Origin of the sequence: Rhodanobacter sp. OR87 (assembly GCF_000473345.1) — a bacterium.
Lineage (GTDB): Bacteria > Pseudomonadota > Gammaproteobacteria > Xanthomonadales > Rhodanobacteraceae > Rhodanobacter > Rhodanobacter denitrificans.
Window position 1 is genome coordinate 1 of record NZ_AXBJ01000024.1, and the last position, 16,764, is coordinate 16,764.

15 protein-coding genes and 1 pseudogene are annotated in these 16,764 nt (G+C 66.8%); 4 read left to right on the plus strand and 12 right to left on the minus strand.

Annotation, left to right across the window (positions count from 1 at the left end; translation table 11 throughout):
- The 3 genes from RHOOR87_RS19315 to RHOOR87_RS0115475 form a co-directional block, all read right to left on the minus strand.
- Window positions 1-222: transposase domain-containing protein (locus tag RHOOR87_RS19315; protein ID WP_043795695.1), on the minus strand; the 222-nt coding region annotated here is incomplete at its 3' end.
- 406 nt (window positions 223-628) lie between these two features.
- Complete coding sequence (locus tag RHOOR87_RS0115470; protein WP_027485520.1) at window positions 629-2,113, minus strand: amino acid permease; 1,485 nt, start codon at window positions 2,111-2,113, stop codon at window positions 629-631.
- A 74-nt stretch (window positions 2,114-2,187) separates the two neighbouring features.
- Complete coding sequence (locus RHOOR87_RS0115475; protein ID WP_007513030.1) at window positions 2,188-3,672, minus strand: amino acid permease; 1,485 nt, start codon at window positions 3,670-3,672, stop codon at window positions 2,188-2,190.
- 166 nt (window positions 3,673-3,838) lie between these two features.
- Here RHOOR87_RS0115475 and RHOOR87_RS0115480 point away from each other — a divergent pair, with 166 nt between their 5' ends.
- Window positions 3,839-4,390 (plus strand): NUDIX hydrolase, encoded by a 552-nt coding sequence (locus tag RHOOR87_RS0115480; protein WP_027485521.1) that lies wholly within the window; start codon window positions 3,839-3,841, stop codon window positions 4,388-4,390.
- Window positions 4,391-4,408: 18 nt separating this feature from the next.
- On the opposite strand, the gene RHOOR87_RS0115485 is transcribed toward RHOOR87_RS0115480, so the two are convergent.
- Window positions 4,409-4,930, minus strand: coding sequence for a 3-hydroxyanthranilate 3,4-dioxygenase (locus RHOOR87_RS0115485; RefSeq protein ID WP_015447353.1), 522 nt, complete (start codon window positions 4,928-4,930; stop codon window positions 4,409-4,411).
- A gap of 48 nt (window positions 4,931-4,978) precedes the next feature.
- Window positions 4,979-6,868 carry a DNA topoisomerase IV subunit B gene (gene parE, locus RHOOR87_RS0115490; RefSeq protein ID WP_027485522.1) on the minus strand — a complete coding sequence of 630 codons (1,890 nt, stop codon included), beginning with the start codon at window positions 6,866-6,868 and terminating at the stop codon, window positions 4,979-4,981.
- A 164-nt stretch (window positions 6,869-7,032) separates the two neighbouring features.
- Here parE and RHOOR87_RS0115495 point away from each other — a divergent pair, with 164 nt between their 5' ends.
- Window positions 7,033-8,265, plus strand: coding sequence for a hypothetical protein (locus RHOOR87_RS0115495; protein WP_231381808.1), 1,233 nt, complete (start codon window positions 7,033-7,035; stop codon window positions 8,263-8,265).
- A gap of 329 nt (window positions 8,266-8,594) precedes the next feature.
- Here RHOOR87_RS0115495 and RHOOR87_RS0115500 read toward each other — a convergent pair whose 3' ends face one another.
- Both RHOOR87_RS0115500 and msrA read right to left on the minus strand, forming a co-directional pair.
- Window positions 8,595-10,379, minus strand: coding sequence for an ABC transporter ATP-binding protein (locus tag RHOOR87_RS0115500; RefSeq protein WP_043795702.1), 1,785 nt, complete (start codon window positions 10,377-10,379; stop codon window positions 8,595-8,597).
- Window positions 10,380-10,618: 239 nt separating this feature from the next.
- Window positions 10,619-11,299: a peptide-methionine (S)-S-oxide reductase MsrA gene (gene msrA, locus RHOOR87_RS0115510; protein ID WP_027485525.1), complete on the minus strand. Its 681-nt coding sequence runs from the start codon at window positions 11,297-11,299 to the stop codon at window positions 10,619-10,621.
- Between the two features lie 130 nt (window positions 11,300-11,429).
- Between msrA and RHOOR87_RS0115515 the strand changes: the two genes are divergently transcribed.
- Window positions 11,430-12,245 carry an arylamine N-acetyltransferase gene (locus tag RHOOR87_RS0115515; RefSeq protein ID WP_027485526.1) on the plus strand — a complete coding sequence of 272 codons (816 nt, stop codon included), beginning with the start codon at window positions 11,430-11,432 and terminating at the stop codon, window positions 12,243-12,245.
- Here the strand turns inward: RHOOR87_RS0115515 and RHOOR87_RS0115520 are convergent.
- Genes RHOOR87_RS0115520 through RHOOR87_RS0115530 form a run of 3 tightly spaced genes read right to left on the minus strand, consistent with a single transcriptional unit; the run spans window position 12,242 to window position 13,375 of the window.
- Entirely contained in the window at window positions 12,242-12,469 is a 228-nt protein-coding gene (locus RHOOR87_RS0115520) for an RNA-binding S4 domain-containing protein (protein WP_027485527.1), read from the minus strand. The two genes, RHOOR87_RS0115515 and RHOOR87_RS0115520, sit on opposite strands and share 4 nt — an antisense overlap.
- 31 nt (window positions 12,470-12,500) lie before the next feature.
- Complete coding sequence (locus tag RHOOR87_RS0115525) at window positions 12,501-12,944, minus strand: barstar family protein (RefSeq protein ID WP_027485528.1); 444 nt, start codon at window positions 12,942-12,944, stop codon at window positions 12,501-12,503.
- Entirely contained in the window at window positions 12,941-13,375 is a 435-nt protein-coding gene (locus tag RHOOR87_RS0115530) for a ribonuclease domain-containing protein (RefSeq protein WP_007513056.1), read from the minus strand. The genes RHOOR87_RS0115525 and RHOOR87_RS0115530 overlap by 4 nt, the downstream gene beginning before the upstream one ends.
- 165 nt (window positions 13,376-13,540) lie before the next feature.
- Here RHOOR87_RS0115530 and RHOOR87_RS19320 point away from each other — a divergent pair.
- A pseudogene (locus tag RHOOR87_RS19320) lies at window positions 13,541-15,092 on the plus strand (oligopeptide:H+ symporter).
- Here the strand turns inward: RHOOR87_RS19320 and RHOOR87_RS0115540 are convergent.
- Together RHOOR87_RS0115540 and RHOOR87_RS0115545 are read right to left on the minus strand one after the other, a co-directional pair.
- On the minus strand, window positions 15,093-15,926 hold the full coding sequence (locus RHOOR87_RS0115540) for a DUF72 domain-containing protein (protein ID WP_027485529.1): 834 nt from the start codon (window positions 15,924-15,926) through the stop codon (window positions 15,093-15,095). It abuts the pseudogene before it with no gap.
- Complete coding sequence (locus RHOOR87_RS0115545; RefSeq protein ID WP_027485530.1) at window positions 15,923-16,717, minus strand: phosphatase PAP2 family protein; 795 nt, start codon at window positions 16,715-16,717, stop codon at window positions 15,923-15,925. The genes RHOOR87_RS0115540 and RHOOR87_RS0115545 overlap by 4 nt, the downstream gene beginning before the upstream one ends.
- Window positions 16,718-16,764 lie beyond the last annotated feature (47 nt).

Genomic DNA, 16,764 nt, shown 5'->3' on the forward strand with positions numbered 1-16,764 from the left:
GTTGCGAAACAGCGCTAAGCCGATGACCAGCCAGATCAATCGCTCGGCCGGCAGACGTCGACGGCGCAGTGACGTCGTGCCAGTCGCTTGCAATGCTTGCTCGATCCAGGCGGCCGGAATGAGCTGGCTGAAACGATCAAACGCGGCGGGAGACAGATCGCCTACCGCATCAAAGTTGGCTTGCAGGGCTGAGATCAAAGCAAGAGGCTCATGGAAAACCATGAGCCTCTTGGGTCGTTCCGGCTTCGTCAATACCTTAACTGACTGGCATTAGGCTCATCGCCGGCCTTTCTGTTGGCGCGCGTGGTCGGCAAGACGCAGGCAAAAGTGCGGCCCGGACACATCAGGCTGAGGAGCTTACCCACCTGACGCGCCGAGCCGCGATCCGGGGCCCACTGCCAAGTGATCAACCCGCGGACTGAGGATGATACTCCCGAGTTCGCCAAATGGGCGACCACCCCCGCGGTTCCTCTTGGAAAATTCTCGTTAATCCATTGAAAGCAAAGAAGATATTTCAGCTTTCCTGGAATTTTTCAAGAATCTGTTCGGTGCCGACAGATAAGTGTTGTTGGTAGAATTTCGGCGACTATTGCAGAAAATATGACTTTTTCTGCGTCATTTGGCGAACTTACGCATCGGTCGAGGGGGCGTCCGCTACGGGGCTGCGCAGGTGGCTGTGCCGGTTGCCGTAGCTGAAATAGATCACCAGCCCGAGCAGGGTCCAGACGATCATCAGCGACCAGTTGTACCAGGCCATGGTGGACAGCAGGGCGAGGCAGCTGAGGATGCCGAGCGTGCAGATCACCGGTGCGAACGGCACCCGGAACGTGCGTGGCAGTTCCGGCCGGGTATGCCGCAGGATCCACACGCCGGCGCAAACCGCCATGAACGCGATCAACGTGCCCATCGACACCAGGTCGCCCAGCACGTCCAGCGGGAAAATCGCGGCGAGCAGGGCGATGCCGGCGCCGGTGATCAGCGTGTTGAGGTGCGGCGTGCGGTAGCGCGGGTGGATACGGGTGAACACCTTCGGCAGCATGCCGTCACGGCCCATGATCATGAAGATGCGCGGCTGCGCGATGATCATCACCAGCACCACCGACGACAGCCCCAGCAGCGCACCGACCTCCACCAGCCAGCGCAGCCATTCCAGTTGCGGGTGCCCGTGCAGGGCGGTCACCACCGGCTCGTCGGTGCCGAGCAGGGTGTAAGAACTGAGGCCGGTCATCACCGCGGCCATCGCGATGTACAGCACGGTGCAGACCGCCAGCGAGGCGAGGATGCCGATCGGCAGGTCGCGCTGCGGGTTGCGTGACTCCTGCGCCGCGACCGAGGTTGCCTCGAAGCCGATGTAGGCGAAGAACACCATCGCCGCGCCGCGCAGCACGCCACCCCAGCCGTATTTGTAATGGCCCTGCGACTCCGGCACGAACGGGTGCCAGTTGGACGGGTCGACGTAGCGCCAGCCGACCACGATCACCAGGGTGATCAGGCCGACCTTGAGCGCCACCATCGCGGCATTCGCCAGGCTCGACTCGCGGATGCCCACGTAGCAGATCCAGGTGAGCAGCAGGATCAGCACCACCGCCGGCAGGTTGAACAGCGCGCCGGTGGCGACCAGCTGGTGGTCGGCGGTAAAGGCCAGTGGCGCATTGGTCAGTGCCGCGGGCAGGCTCAGGTCCATGTTGAAGGTGCTGCCGATATGCTGGAGCAGGCTGAGGAAATAGCCGGTCCAGCTCACCGCCACCGCGGAGGCCGACACGCCGTACTCCAGCACCAGGTTCCAGCCGATGAACCATGCCATCAGCTCGCCCAGCGTGGCGTAGGCGTACGAGTAGGCGCTGCCGGATACCGGGATCAGCGTGGCGAATTCGGCGTAGCACAGCGCGGTGAACGTGCTGCAGATCGCCGCCAGGATGAACGACAGGATCACCGCCGGACCGGCATGGTCGGCCGCGGCCTGCCCGGTGATCACGAAGATGCCGCCACCGATTACCGCACCGATGCCCAGCGCGGTCAGCCCCCAGGGGCCGAGCGTGCGGCGCAGGGTAGGCCCGTGCGTGTCGTCGGGCTCGTTGAAATCGGTCTTGCGGGCGAGCAGTTGCTTGAGCATGAGGCTTCCGGACGTGAGGCCGGCACGACGTGGGTCGTGCCGGCGGCATGGCGATCAGCGTGCGTGGGGCAGGATCAGTCCGCTTCGACGCCGCGAGCCAGGTTGCTGTTGCGGTAGCCGTACAGGAAGTACACCACCAGGCCGATCGCACCCCAGACGAAGAAGGTGATCTTGGCTTCCTTCGACAGGTTGAGGAACAGCAGCAGGCAGCCGAACACCGCCAGCGGGCAGATCAGCCACGGCAGCGGAGTGCGGAACGGGCGCGGGCGCTCGGGCTGGGTACGGCGCAGGATCAGCACGCCCAGCGCCACCATGATGAACGCGAACAGCGTGCCCGAATTGGTGATGTCGGCGAGGATGCCCACCGGGAACAGCGCACCGAACAGCGAGACGAAGCTGCCGGTGATCAGGGTGATGACGTGCGGCGTGTGGAAGCGCGGATGGATCTTGGCCAGCTTGCTGGGCAGCAGACCGTCGCGCGACATGGTGAAGAAGATGCGGGTCTGGCCGTAGGTCATGGTCAGGATCACCGACGGCAGCGCGATGCTGGCGGCGAAGGCGATGAAGGCGGCGATGTTGTTGTGGCCGAGCAGGCGTATCACGTGGGCCAGCGCCTCCTTGCTGCACACCAGTGCGTCCGAGCCCTGGCACGCTGCCGCGAAGGCTGGCGTGCCCGGCTCCAGCGCCACGCCATCCGGGCCCAGCATGGGCTGCGCGCCCACCGAACCCACCGCGGCGTAGCTCACCAGCAGGTAGTAGATGGTGCACACGCCCAGCGAGGCGATCAGCGCGATGGGGATGTTGCGGTTCGGGTTCTTGGTTTCCTCGGCCGCGGTGGAGATGGCGTCGAAGCCGATGTAGGCGAACACGATGGAGGCCGCCGCGCCCAGCACGCCGATGCCGCCCGTCGGGCTACCCCAGCCGTTGGGCACGAACGGCGTGAAGTTCGGATCCTTCACCGCCGGCAACGCGACGATGATGAAGGCGGTGAGAGCGATGATCTTGATCATCACCAGCACGGTGTTGACCTTGGCCGATTTCGAGGTGCCGATCACCAGCAGGAAGGTGACCGCCAGGCCGATCAGGCAGGCCAACAGGTTGAAGCTGCCGCCGTCCATCGGGCCTACCTGCAGGAAGTGCGGCAAGCCGAAGCCGGCGTGCGCAAGCAGGCCGTTGACGTAGCCGGCCCAGCCCACGCACACCGTGCTGGCGGCGATGGTGTACTCCAGCACCAGCGCCCAGCCCACCACCCAGGCGGTGGTCTCGCCGAGCACACCGTAGGTGTAGGTATAGGCCGAGCCGGCCACCGGCACCATCGAGGCGAGTTCGGCGTAGGCCAGCGCAGCGAACGCGCACACCACCGCGGCGATCACGAACGCGATCATCATGCCGGGGCCGGCCTTCTGGCCCGCCTCGGCGGTGAGCACGAAGATGCCGGTGCCGATGATCGCGCCGATGCCGAGCATGGTGAGCTGGAAGGCACCAAGTTGGCGGGTGAGGGCCTTCTTCTCCGCCGTGGCGATGATCTGGTCGATCGGTTTGATGCGCTTGAACAGCATGCAGTGGCTCCCCCGGGGAAAACAGCAGCGTCGCGCTCGAACGGAAACGCGACGAAGAGGGACGCGACGAGCCGACGGACGGCCAACCTTAGCGGAGCGGTGGAAGGGGTACAAGACGCGATGCAGCTAGAATGGCTGCTGTTTTCCCCGTCACCTGCCACAAGTCATGCCATCGCATTTTCCGCAGCTGGGCGCTGCACTGCACGACTATCGCGCACGCCATCCCGGGGACGGCGAGCTGGTTGCCGCCTTCAGCGCTTTCCTCGCGTCGCATGCTGCGGTGTTCGAGCGCGGCCATCTGCCGGGCCACTTCACCGGCTCGGCTTGGCTGGTCAGCGCGGATGGCGAACGCGTGCTGCTGATGCACCACCGCAAACTGGACCGCTGGCTGCAGCCGGGCGGCCACGCCGACGGCGACGCCGAGCTGGCGCGGGTCGCGTTGCGCGAGGCGCAGGAGGAAACCGGCGTGGCCGGCCTGCGTGTCGAAGGCGGCATCTTCGACCTCGACCGGCACCGCATCCCGGCACGAGGCGACGAACCGGAGCACTGGCATTACGACGTGCGCTACGTGCTGCGCGCTGGCGCGGACGAGTGCTTCACGATCAACCAGGAATCCCGCGCGCTGGCGTGGCGACCGGTTGTCGAGGTGGCGAAGGATGAAAGCCTGGACGTTTCACTGCGGCGCATGGCGCGCAAGTGGCTCACCCGTCACCCGTAGGAGGTTGCCCGCGGGCGCCTACGCGTACTTTGCGGGGGCGGGGTTGAGATGGCCGCAGGCAGCGCAGGTGCGCGCTTCGCGCGAACGGTAGTAGCGCTCGAATACCGGCGGGAAATCGTGCTCGATGCTGTCCAGCACGAAGTGTTCCTCGTACAGCTTGTGGTTGCAGCGCTCGCAGAACCACATCAGACCGTCCTTTTCGCCGGCGATGCGGCGGCGCTCGATCACCAGCCCGATGGAGCCGGCGGCGCGGTTGGGCGAATGCGGCACGCGCGGCGGCAGGTAGAAGATCTCGCCGGCGCGCAGCGGTATGTCGCGGGCCACGCCGTCGTCCTGCACTTTCAGGGTGATCTCGCCTTCGAGCTGGTAGAAGAACTCGGGGCCTTCGTCGTAGTGGTAGTCGGTGCGTGCGTTCGGGCCGCCGACGATCATGATGATGAAGTCGCCGTCGACGATGCACTTGTTGCCCACCGGTGGCTGCAGCAGGTGGCGATGCTCATCGATCCAGCGCTGCAGGTTGATGGGCGGAGTCAGGGCCATGGGTTTGTTCGCATGTGACATGTCCGCATCTTAGCGCCACCGCGCGGGTCAGACCTCCAGCGTGGCCAGATCGCCCTTTTCCTCCAGCCAGGACTTGCGGTCGCCGGCGCGTTTCTTCGCCAGCAGCAGGTCCATGATGCGCGCGGTGCCGTCGCCGTCGGCGACGGTGAGCTGCACCAGCCGGCGGGTGTCGGGATGGATGGTGGATTCGCGCAGCTGCGGCGGGTTCATCTCGCCCAGGCCCTTGAAGCGGGTGGTGCTGACCGCGCCCTTCATCTTCTCGCGCTCGATCCGCTGCAGCATCGCTTCCTTCTCGGCCTCGTCCAGGCAGTAGAACACCTGCTTGCCCACGTCGACGCGGAACAGCGGCGGCATCGCCACGAACACGTGGCCTTCGCTGACCAGCGTCGGGAAGTGCCTGAGGAACAGCGCGGACAGCAGGGTGGCGATGTGCAGGCCGTCGGAGTCGGCATCGGCCAGGATGATCACCTTGCCGTAGCGCAGGCCGGAGAGGTCGTCCTTGCCGGGGTCGCAGCCGATCGCCACGGCCAGGTTGTGCACTTCCTCCGAGGCCAGCACGGAGGTGGATTCGACCTCCCACGTGTTGAGGATCTTGCCGCGCAGCGGCAGGATCGCCTGGAACTCCTTGTCGCGCGCCTGCTTGGCGCTGCCGCCGGCGGAGTCGCCCTCGACCAGGAACAGCTCGGTGCGGGTGAGGTCGGTGGCGGTGCAGTCGGCCAGCTTGCCAGGCAGCTGCGGGCCCTGGGTGATCTTCTTGCGCACGATCTGCTTGGCCGCCTTCAGCCGCGCGCTGGCGCGCTCGATCGCCAGCTGCGCGATCCGCTCGCCCATCTCCACGTGCTGGTTCAGCCACAGGCTGAAGGCGTCGTGGATGACGTTCTCGACCATGCCGGCGGCGTGGCGCGAGGACAATCGCTCCTTGGTCTGGCCAGCGAACTGCGGATCCTGCAGCCGGGTCGACAGCACGAACGACAGCCGCTCCCACACGTCTTCCGGTGCCAGCTTGACGCCACGCGGCAGCAGGTTGCGGATGTCGCAGAACTCGCGGATCGCGGTGGTCAGGCCGGTGCGCAGGCCGTTGACGTGGGTGCCGCCCTGCGCAGTGGGGATCAGGTTGACGTAGCTTTCCTGCACCAGTTCGCCTTCCGGCAACCAGGCCAGCGCCACCTCCATGCCCTCGATGTCGCGCGCCATCTGGTGCACGAACAGTTCGTTCGGCAGCGCTTCGATGCCGTCCAGTTCGCCGCGCAGGTAGTCGCGCAGGCCGTCCTCGTAATGCCACTCGACGACTTCACCCGAGGCCACGTCGGTGAGCTTCACGTTGAGGCCGGCGCACAACACCGCCTTGGCGCGCAGCAGGTGCTTGAGCTTGCCCAGCGAGATCTTCGGCGAGTCGAAATACTTCGCCTCCGGCCAGAACCGGAGCGTGGTGCCGCTGCGCTTCTTCGGCACCGTACCGATCACTTCCAGCGGACTGATCTTGTCGCCGTGGGCGAATACCATCCGGTATTCGGAACCGTCGCGGCGGATCGTCACCTCGACCCGGTCGGACAGCGCGTTGACCACCGACACGCCGACGCCGTGCAAACCGCCGGAGAAGTTGTAGTTCTTGCCGCTGAACTTGCCGCCGGCATGCAGCCGGGTCATGATCAGCTCGACGCCCGACACGCCTTCCTCGGGATGGATGTCCACCGGCATGCCGCGGCCGTCGTCGCTCACTTCCACCGAGCCGTCGTCGTGCAGCACCACCTCGATGCTCTTCGCGTGGCCGGCCAGCGCCTCGTCCACCGAGTTGTCCACCACCTCCTGCACCAGATGGTTCGGGCGGGTGGTGTCGGTGTACATGCCGGGGCGGCGCTTGACCGGATCCAGGCCGGAGAGGACTTCGATGTCGGCGGCGTTGTAGCGACTGCTCATGCGGGTGTTTCGACGGGGAAAAGACGGCAAAGCATGGGGTGGGCGGGCAGGCAGGGTCAAGCTGGCTGACGAATGCACCATGCCGCCGGCGTTTGCGGGCGGGAAACCGGACTCGGTGTTTGAACCGACCCTGGACGATGCCAAAGGCCGGCCCGAGTCGCGACGTGGCGCAATTTATTGCGGCCAGGCTGCCGGCTTGTCGCTGCGCGGAGCAGGAGATTAGAGTTGCACGCCAGTTCGCCGTGCCGCTTCGGGCATGGCGTGATCTGGTCATCAGATCGAATCAGGGGGAACGCATGAGCCGAGGAGGCAAGTTGGCCGTTGCCATGGCAGCGGTGCTGGGGCTGGGTGGCTGTGCGCAGCAGGCGCAGGTGATACGGCCGAGTTCGGCGCAACTGCAGGCGCTGGAGCCGCTGCCGGTGGTTGACGTCATTGATCAGGACAGTTTGGCTGCGCAGGATACTTTTACGGCCGCCAACATAAACGTGGTGCCGGGGCCTGGCGTGCCGATCCTTGCAGCAGCAGCCGGTGGCGCACTCGGCATGGCGATCGTGAATGCCGCAGTCAAGGCGGAAGCAGAGCGTTTCGCCGAGGCGCACGTACAACCGTTGCGCGCGGCGCTGCAGGGGTTTGATGCGAGGTCGGTGCTGAGCGACTCGTTGCAGCAGGCGTTGGCCCTGCAACCCGCGCATTTCGGCAACTACACGATGACGTCAACCAAACCGACCTCCACGGCCCGTCGTTTGCTGGTGCAAACCACGTATTCGATGATGCCGGATTTTTCAGCACTGCAAGTGATCGCGACGGTTTCGATTCAGGATGTCGGCGCGACCCCGGATAAACCAGTTTATCGGAACGTGCTGGTTTATCAGTCGGAGCGCCAGGTGGCGCCGCAGAAAACCGCGGAAGACAGCAAGCGTATGGTGGCGCAGGAGAACCAGCGTTATTCCGCATTGCACGTCGATGACGACATCGCGAAGGCAAACGCCGAGCCGAATCGGCGCGACTCGGAAGCGGCCCGCTTGCGCACGAAGATCAACCAAGAGCAGGCTGAGCATCGCCAGCGGTTGGCTCAGGCGGCCCTGCCAGTATGGGATGCGGATGCCCGCGCCCGGTATCTGGCAAACGCGTGGGCAGCCAACCAGGGGGATGCGCTGAAGACCGCGATGCGGGCCAGCGGTGCCGAGATTGCACATATGCTGCAGCTTGATCTGGCCGGCCAGGTCGCGACTGATCGGATCGAACAGCCGCGCAAGGTGTTCAGCAGTGACACGAGGGAGATCGACTATGTCAACGGTGGCCGCATGGTATCGATGGCGACGGGCGACGGTGATGCCGCGCTGAAAAAACCTTCGCCGATGGTGAGGGTGCCGGTCAATGCCGCCGGTCGCCGTTGAACGATGCCGTAGGCTGCCTCTTCTTGCGGAAGGATCCCGGTCGCGGAGCTGGTGGAGAAAGCCACATCCGTGATTTTTCTTCGATCGCAAGCCCGCGGCACGTCCGGACTCGCTCACGCGAGTCCGGCACCGGCGTGCCTGATCCGTGTCTGGCCTTTCAGGGGCGTTCTGGTCAAGTCTTTGCTCGTCATTCCCCTTGCAGGGCGCGGGTTTCGACGAGGCCGTGAAGTAGCTGGAGTCCAAAGATCCCCAGCCGGGGGCACGAGACCGGCGTGCTCATGTTCGTGCCCGGCTATTACGACTGGGTGGTGGCCGCGATAGTCGCGGCCTCACCGGTACCCTTGCGCCTGCAACGAGAACAGATGTGCGTAATGCCCGTTCTCGGCCATCAGTTGCTCGTGGCTGCCGTGTTCCACGATGCGGCCGTCCTGGATCACGATGATCTGGTCGGCCATGCGTACGGTGGAGAAGCGGTGCGATATGAGGATGGCGATGCGATTGCCGGCCAGTTCGCGGAAATGCTCGAAGATGGTGGCCTCGGCTTGCGCATCCATCGCAGCGGTGGGTTCGTCCAGTACCAGGATGTCGGCGCGCGAGCGCATGAAGGCACGCGCCAGCGCGATCTTCTGCCACTGTCCGCCGGACAGTTCGCGACCGTCGTTGAACCATTTGCCGAGCGGAGTCTGGAAGCCGGCCGGCAGGCTGTCGATGAAATCGCTGGCCATGCCCTTGTCGCTGGCTTCGCGCCAGCGCGCTTCGTCCTCGAAATGGGTGACGTCGCCGGCGCCCACGTTCTCGCCCACGCGCATCTGGTAGCGCGCGAAGTCCTGGAAGATCACCCCGATGCGTTGCAGCAGCACGGCTTCGTCCCACTTGCGCAGATCGGTGCCGTCGAGCAGGATGCGGCCGCGGTCCGGCGTGTACAGCCGGGTCAGCAGCTTGATCAGGGTAGTCTTGCCCGAGCCGTTCTGGCCGACCAGGGCCAGCGATTCGCCGGGGCGGATGTGCAGGTTGATGTCCTGCAGCGCCGGTTCGCTCGCACCGGGATAGGTGAAGCTGACCTGTTCGAAACGGATGCCGTCGTCCGCTTTCGTGCCGCGTTGTGCAGTGCCGAGCGATGGCGGCACCGGCGTTTCCAGGTACTCGTACAGGGTCGACAGGTACAGGTTGTCCTCGTACATGCCGCCGATCGCCGACAGCATCGCCGATACCGCCGACTGGCCCTGGCGGAACAGCATCAGGTACATCGTCATCTGGCCCAGCGTGATGCGCGCGACCACCGTGCTGGCGGCGATCCATGCATACGCGCCGTACAGCGTGAGCGTGCCGAGCAGGCCCAGGCCGAAGCCCCAGCTCTCGCGGCGCACGGTAAGGTCGCGGTCGTCGCGGTAGAGCTTGTCGAAGATGCCGCGGTAGCGACCCAGCAGCAGCGGGCCGAGGCCGAACAGCTTCACTTCCTTGGCGTGGTCTTCGCGCGCCAGCACGGTTTCCAGGTACAGTTGCATGCGCGTTTCGGGCGAGCGCCAGCGGAACAGCCGGAACGCGTCGCCGGAGAACTTCGTCTCGGCAAAGAACGACGGCAGTCCGGCCAGCAGCAGCACGGCCACCGCCCACGGCGAGAACTGGAACAGCAGGCTGCCGTAGCTGAGCAGCGAGATCGCGTTCTGGGCCAGGCCGAACGTGCGCGTCACCAGCGACAGCGGCCGGCTCGACGCCTCGCGGCGGGCGCGGGTCAGCTTGTCGTAGAACTCCGAGTCCTCGAAGTGCGCCAGTTCCAGCGTCAGCGCCTTCTCCAGGATCATCACGTTGACGCGCTGGCCCAGTTGCGCGCGCAGCAGCGACTGGCACAGCGACAGCCCGCGCTGCGCGCCGGCCAGTGCCGCCACCAGCACGCCTTCCAGTGCCACCCATTCGAATACCGATCGCAGCGGTGCCGAGCCGCTGGCGGCCCATGCCTTGCTGGCGCTTACCACGGCATCGACGATGTGCGCGCCGACATACGCCACGCCGGCCGGCAGCAGGCCGGCGATCAGCGTCAGCAGGGCCAGCGCGACCGTCAGCGCGTGGCTGGTACTCCACACCAGCTCGATCGCGCGCCCGCTGTAGCGGAACACGCCCAGAAAACTGCGTGTGAGTTCGGTCGATTCGGCGGGTGGCGGAGAGGCGTGGGACGGCACGTGGAGAGATCGTCAGGCCAACGGCGCAGCATGCGCGGAAGTCCCGAGATGGGGGTCGCGCCGCTCCATGCAAGGCAGAACGCGCAGGAGCGCACCCTGTCCGCGGGGGACTTCCTCCGGTCGTGCGCGATGCTCTCCGTGACGTGACGAAAAGGCCTCGCGCGCAGGGCGCGCTCCTACGGAGAGGCCTGGTACAGCTCGGGGAACAGCTGTCTGAGATGCGCCACCTTCGGCGCGTCGTTGTAGACGATGTAGGGGTTGTACGGGTGCCGTTGGAAGTAGTGCTGGTGGTACGCCTCGGCCGGATAGAACGCCTGCAGCGGCACCAGCTGGGTCACGATTGGTGCGGAGAAGGTTTTCGCCGGGGTCAGCTGCGCGATATAGGCGCCGGCGATGCGTTGCTGTGCCTCGTTGCCGTAGAAGATCACCGAGCGGTACTGGCTGCCGACGTCCGGGCCCTGCCGGTTCCGTTCGGTGGGGTCGAGCGCGACCGAGAAGAACACCTGCAGCAGCGTGCCGTAGCTGACCTCGGCTGGGTCGAAATGCACCTGCACCGATTCGGCGTGGCCGGTATCGCCCTCGCTGACCTCGTCGTAATGCGCCGTGTCGGCGTCGCCACCGGAGTAGCCGGCTACCACCCGGTGCACGCCCTTGACGTGCTCGAACACCGCCTCGACGCCCCAGAAGCAGCCGCCGGCCAGCACCGCGACCTGCTCGCCGTGGACGGCGGTTTTCGGCGCGTCGACGGTCGGCGCCGGGAGCGTGCCGCTGGCAGCGGACACAGGTTGGCACGCGCTTGCGCCCAACATCAGCAGGACGGCCAGCGATATCGCCTGGAGTGTGCTGCGACGGATCATGCGGTGCCTCGCCAGAAGGGCCGTCGGGTGGCCCGATACCTGTTCTTCGCCGGCCATATGCCATCGGTTACCTGTGCGGCGCCGGCCGGCCCGGTACCATCATTGTCTGTCGCCTTCGTGGAGTTGAGGGATGCAAGGTTCCATTGATCTGGATGCCTATTTGCGGCGTGTCGACTGGCACGGCCGCGTGGCCGCCGACCTGGCCAGCTTGCGCGGCTTGGCCGTGGCGCACGTGGCCACGATTCCGTTCGAGAACCTCACCCCGCTGCTTGGCCTGCCGGTCGAGCTGGAGACGCCGGCGCTGGAGCGCAAGCTGGTGCACGAGGGCCGCGGCGGCTACTGCTTCGAGCAGAACCTGTTGTTCGCCGCGGTGCTGCGCACGATCGGTTTCGAGGTGTCGGGGCTGATCGCGCGGGTGCTGTGGCAGCACCCGGAGGATGCGGTCACCGCGCAGACCCACATGTTGCTGCGCGTCGAGCTGGGTGGTGAAAGCTGGCTGGCAGACGTCGGTTTCGGCAACCAGGTGCTGACTGGCGCGCTGCGGCTGCAGGCCGACGTGGAACAGCCGACCGGGCACGAGCCGTTCCGGTTGGTCGAACGCGACGGCGAATGGCGCATGCAGTCATGCGTGAGCGGGCAGTGGTTCACGCTCTACCGCTTCGATCTGCGCCGTTGCGAGATGGTCGACTACATGGTGGCCAACCACTACGTCTCCACGCATGCGGCCTCGCGTTTCCCGCACAACCTCATCGCGGCGCGCACCACCGCCGACCGGCGCCTGAGCCTGCTCAACCGCGAGTTCACCGTGCGTCGGCTGGGCCAGGAGCCCGAGCGGCACCGACTGGACGGCGTCGCCGAGATTCGCCACGTGCTGGAACACGAATTCCTGCTGCGCCTGCCCGCGCATGCCGACCTCGACCGGCGGCTGGACAGCCTGCCGGGCTAGGCCCTGGGGTCGGCCAGCACGTGGATTTCCACGTCGTCGATGCCGACCACCTGGCCCGCGTGGATCTTGCAGGTCTTGCGCAGCTCCATGGCGCCGTCGACGCGCACCGCGCCACTGGCCACGATCGCCTTGCCGGCGCCGCCGCTGTCGCACAGGCCGACCAGCTTCAACAGCATGTTGAGCTCGACGTAGTCGCCTTCCAGTTCAAAGTCGATGGTTTGCATGGTTTTCCAGGGTGAGGGGAGCGGCCCGCTTTCAGGCGGGCGGATGATGGTCGTCGAACGCGCTGTCGGGCAGCGCCAGGAACGCGAACCACGGCATGTCGTGATCGCTGCCGAAGGTGGCTGCATCATCGAGGATGCCGAGCAGGATGTCGTAATCGGCTGCGGCGGACTGGCGCAGTTCGTCAGCGTGCTCGAACAGCAGCACGTAGCCCCAGGCCGGCATCCAGCCGAGATCGCGCAGGCAGTCGGCGAGGGCGTCCCAGTTGTGGCCGAACGTGGCCGGCAACTGCAGCGACACGGCGAGCCGGCGCAGCAGTTCGCCCTTGTCGCGGCAGCCGGCGAGGTCGGTGCGGCAGACGCACAGCTCGTCGCGGGCGGCGGCGCGCGCGAGCCGGTCGAGGTCGTCGGCACCGACGAAGTACACCCCGCTCTGGGTGGGCTTGGTCAGGTCCAGCTCGAAACCGTGCGGACTCATCGGTCCACCTCGAAACGGCGGAAGCTGCGGTAGTGGTCGTCGGTGTAGTACCAGACCGACGGCGGCGTGCCGCCGGTGATGATGCGCCGCGCACCGCGGTTGCGCGCGCCGGGCGTCTCCACCGTGTACTCGCGGTAGTAGCCGCGCGGCTGCTTCGGCAGCAGGCCCTCGTAGTTGCCGAACACGGCGCCATCCTGGCTGTGTTCGAACGGGCCGCCGCGGGCGATCCGATCCAGCGTGGCGTGTGCCTCCGCCGGCAGGAAGGCGGGTACGTCGGTGCCGGCGGGGCGCTCCGGAGCGCGGGGCGATGCGCTGCTGTCCGCGCTCGCCGCCGGGCCGGTGCTGGCCGGCGGGGTGCCGGCATGGCGATTCCACAGCGTCACCGCGAGGACGATGAATGCCAGCAGGATCAGTGGTTTGAGTTGGCGCATGCGGACGGGTTGGCGGTGGATGCGCGGCGAGCTTAGCAGGGCGGGGCGGCAGGCCAGGTGAGAGGCGCTGCCTGCGGGGTTCCGTGATCGCAGGAAATTACGCACACTTCGGCGGACCCGTGGATACGGCGCCGCGCGCCGCCCACCCGATCCTTTGGAGTATGGATGAGCACCACCCCCGACCACGCCGGCGGGCGCCTGCCGCGGCAGATTGCCTACATCATCGGCAACGAAGGCTGCGAGCGTTTCTCGTTCTACGGGATGCGCAACATCCTCACCCCGTTCCTGATCACCACCTTGCTGCTGTACCTGCCGGAGGGGCAGCGCACGCTGGCGGCGAAGGACGTGTTCCACACCTTCGTGATCGGCGTGTACTTCTTCCCGCTGCTCGGCGGCTGGCTGGCCGACCGCTACTTCGGCAAGTACAACACCGTGCTGTGGATGAGCCTGGTGTACTGCCTCGGCCACGCCTGCCTGGCGATCTTCGAGCACAACCGCCTCGGTTTCTTCGCCGGCCTCGGGCTGATCGCGCTGGGCGCGGGCGGCATCAAGCCGCTGGTGGCGTCGTTCATGGGCGACCAGTTCGACCAGTCGAACAAGCACCTGGCCAAGGTGGTGTTCGACGCGTTCTACTGGATCATCAACTTCGGCTCGTTCTTCGCTTCGCTGCTGATGCCGCTGTTCCTGCACCACTTCGGCGCGGCGGTGGCGTTCGGCATTCCCGGCGGCCTGATGTTCATCGCCACCGTGGTGTTCTGGCTGGGCCGCCGGCAGTACGTGATGCTGCCGCCGACGCCGCCGGACCCCAACGCGTTCTCGCGGGTGTTGCGCACCGCGTTGCTGACCCATCGACCCGGGCAGGCGCGGCCCGGTTTGTGGATCGCGGTGGCCGGCGTGCTGGTGGCGCTGGCCGGCTTCAGCCTGATCGGCTCGCTCGGCTTCGTGATCGTCGCCTGCCTCGCGCTGGTGGCGCTGATCGGCGGCGTCGGCGGCGGTGCGTGGTTGCAGATGGAGCGTGCCCGCGGCCTGCATCCGGACGTGGCGGTGGACGGCGCGCAACGTGCTGCGGGTGCTGGTGATCTTCGCGCTGACCACGCCGTTCTTCTCGCTGTTCGACCAGAAGGCTTCGACCTGGGTGGTGCAGGGCCACGAGATGACCATGCCGTCGTGGTTCCATGCCGCGCAGATGCAGGCACTGAACCCGCTGCTGGTGATGCTGCTGATCCCGTTCAACAACCTGGTGCTGTATCCGCTGCTGCGCCGCCTCGGCTACGAGCCCACCGCGCTGCGCCGGATGACCGCCGGCATCGCGTTCAGCGGCGTGGCGTGGATCGTGGTGGGCGGGCTGCAGGTGGTGATCGACGGCGGCGATCCGCTGTCGATCGCGTGGCAGGTGCTGCCGTACGCGCTGCTGACCTTCGGCGAGGTACTGGTCTCGGCGACCGGGCTGGAGTTCGCCTACAGCCAGGCGCCGGCGTCGATGAAAGGCGTGGTGATGAGCTTCTGGAACCTCACCACGACCATCGGCAACCTGTGGGTGCTGCTGGCCAACGCGGCGGTGCGCAACGAAACCGTCACGGGTTCCATTGCCGGCACGGGGCTCAGCGTCACCGCGTTCCAGATGTTCTTCTTCGCCGCCTTCGCGCTGCTCGCCGCGCTGGCGTTCGGCCTGTATGCGCGGCGCTATCGCGAGGTGGACAACTACCGCTCCGGCTGATCAGGCCAACGCGTCCACGCGCGACTGCAGCGCCATCGCCGCGGCCGGGTTGCGATGCTTGGCGGCACTGATGAAGAACACGAATACGTCACGCGGCGGGCCTGGCGGCTGCAATGCGGTGGCGTGCGGCAGGTCGGCGATGTCCTTGCCCGCGGCCCAGTCGCGCGCGTGGCTAGCCCAGCGGTCCAGTTCGGCGGGCGCGTAGCCGGCGGGGTTGCCATCTTCGCTGCGCATCAAGCGTGCGTAGCTGAAGTCGCCGGTGAGGTCGGCCAGCGAGGGGTAGTCGGGCGAGTCGGTGAATACGGTGGGCACGCGCTGCGCGCGCGCCAGTGCCACGTAGCGTGCGTCGAGGAAGCTGGGGTGGCGTACCTCCAGCACGTGGCGCAGCGGCTGGCCGTCCAGTTCGCGCGGCAGCTTGTCGAGGAAGGCGGCAAGGTCGCTGGTATCGAACGGCCGCGAGGGCGGCAGCTGCCAAAGGATCGGCCCCAGACGGTCGCCCATTTCCGCCAGGCCACCGTGCACGAAGCCGTGGATGCCCTTGCCGGTATCGGCCAGCCGCTTGCCCTCGGTGATGTAGCGCGGTGCCTTCAGTGAAAAGATGAAGCCGGCCGGCGTCTCCGCCGCCCACTTCGCGTAGGTCGCCGGCTTCTGTGCGCCGTAGAACGTGCCGTTGATCTCGATCGTGCGCAACTGGCGGCTGGCGTACTCCAGCTCTCGCCGCTGCACCAGTTTGGCCGGGTAGAAGTTGTCGCGCCACGGCGCGTAGTTCCAACCGCCGATGCCGACGCGAATGCGTGGACTGTCGTGACTGGCGGGAGCGAACAGATCGTTCATGGCGTGGCGTCTCCTGCCGGGGCGCGCAGATGTTCGGCCATGCCGATGCACAGCACCAGCCATGCCGCGCCCGCGGCGTAGCCGGCCATCACGTCGCTGAAATAGTGCACCTGCAGCAGGATGCGGCTGATCCCGACCACGCCGACCAGCAGCACCGCGGCGGCGATCACGGCACGATGGAAGCGCGGCGGCAGCAGGCGCAGCAGCACGTAGGCGAGCATGCCGTAGAACACGATGGAGCCGAACGCGTGGCCGCTGGGGAAACTCCAGCCCCGCTCGACGATGTAACCGTGGTCGTGCAGCGGCCGCACCCGCTGGAACAGCGCCTTGAGACCGCCGTTGATCGGCAGGATGCCGAGCAGGGCCACCGCCCAGATGCCCGCCAGCCGCCCGTGCCGGCGCAGCAGCAGGAACGCGGCCACCACGGCCGCCGCGGGCGCCACCCACCCCAGGTCGCCGAGGTGGGTGACCACGGCGATGCCGCGCAGCGCCGTGGCGGGCAGTTGCGCGTGCAGGCTCTCGGCCAGGCTGGTGTCGAAGCGCGCCAGTTCGCCGGTCGGCTGCCCGGCGACCGCGGCGGCGATGGCGAGGAACAGCAGGGCCAGCGCCAGCAGCAGGATCAGTCCGGCCTGCCAGCGCAGCACGGTCGGCGCACCGCCGCGGGCAAGCGCGTGGCGATGCCAGCGCGCGTTGCGGCGCCAGGCGAGGTCGCCGGCCAGCAGGGCCAGCAACAGCAGCAGCGCCCATAGCCGCAGGGCATGGGCGGCGATCCATTCCACCATCGGTTCCATCGCGTTCCTCGGTTCGGCGTTGCTGCATGGCGCGGCACGCTGGCGCC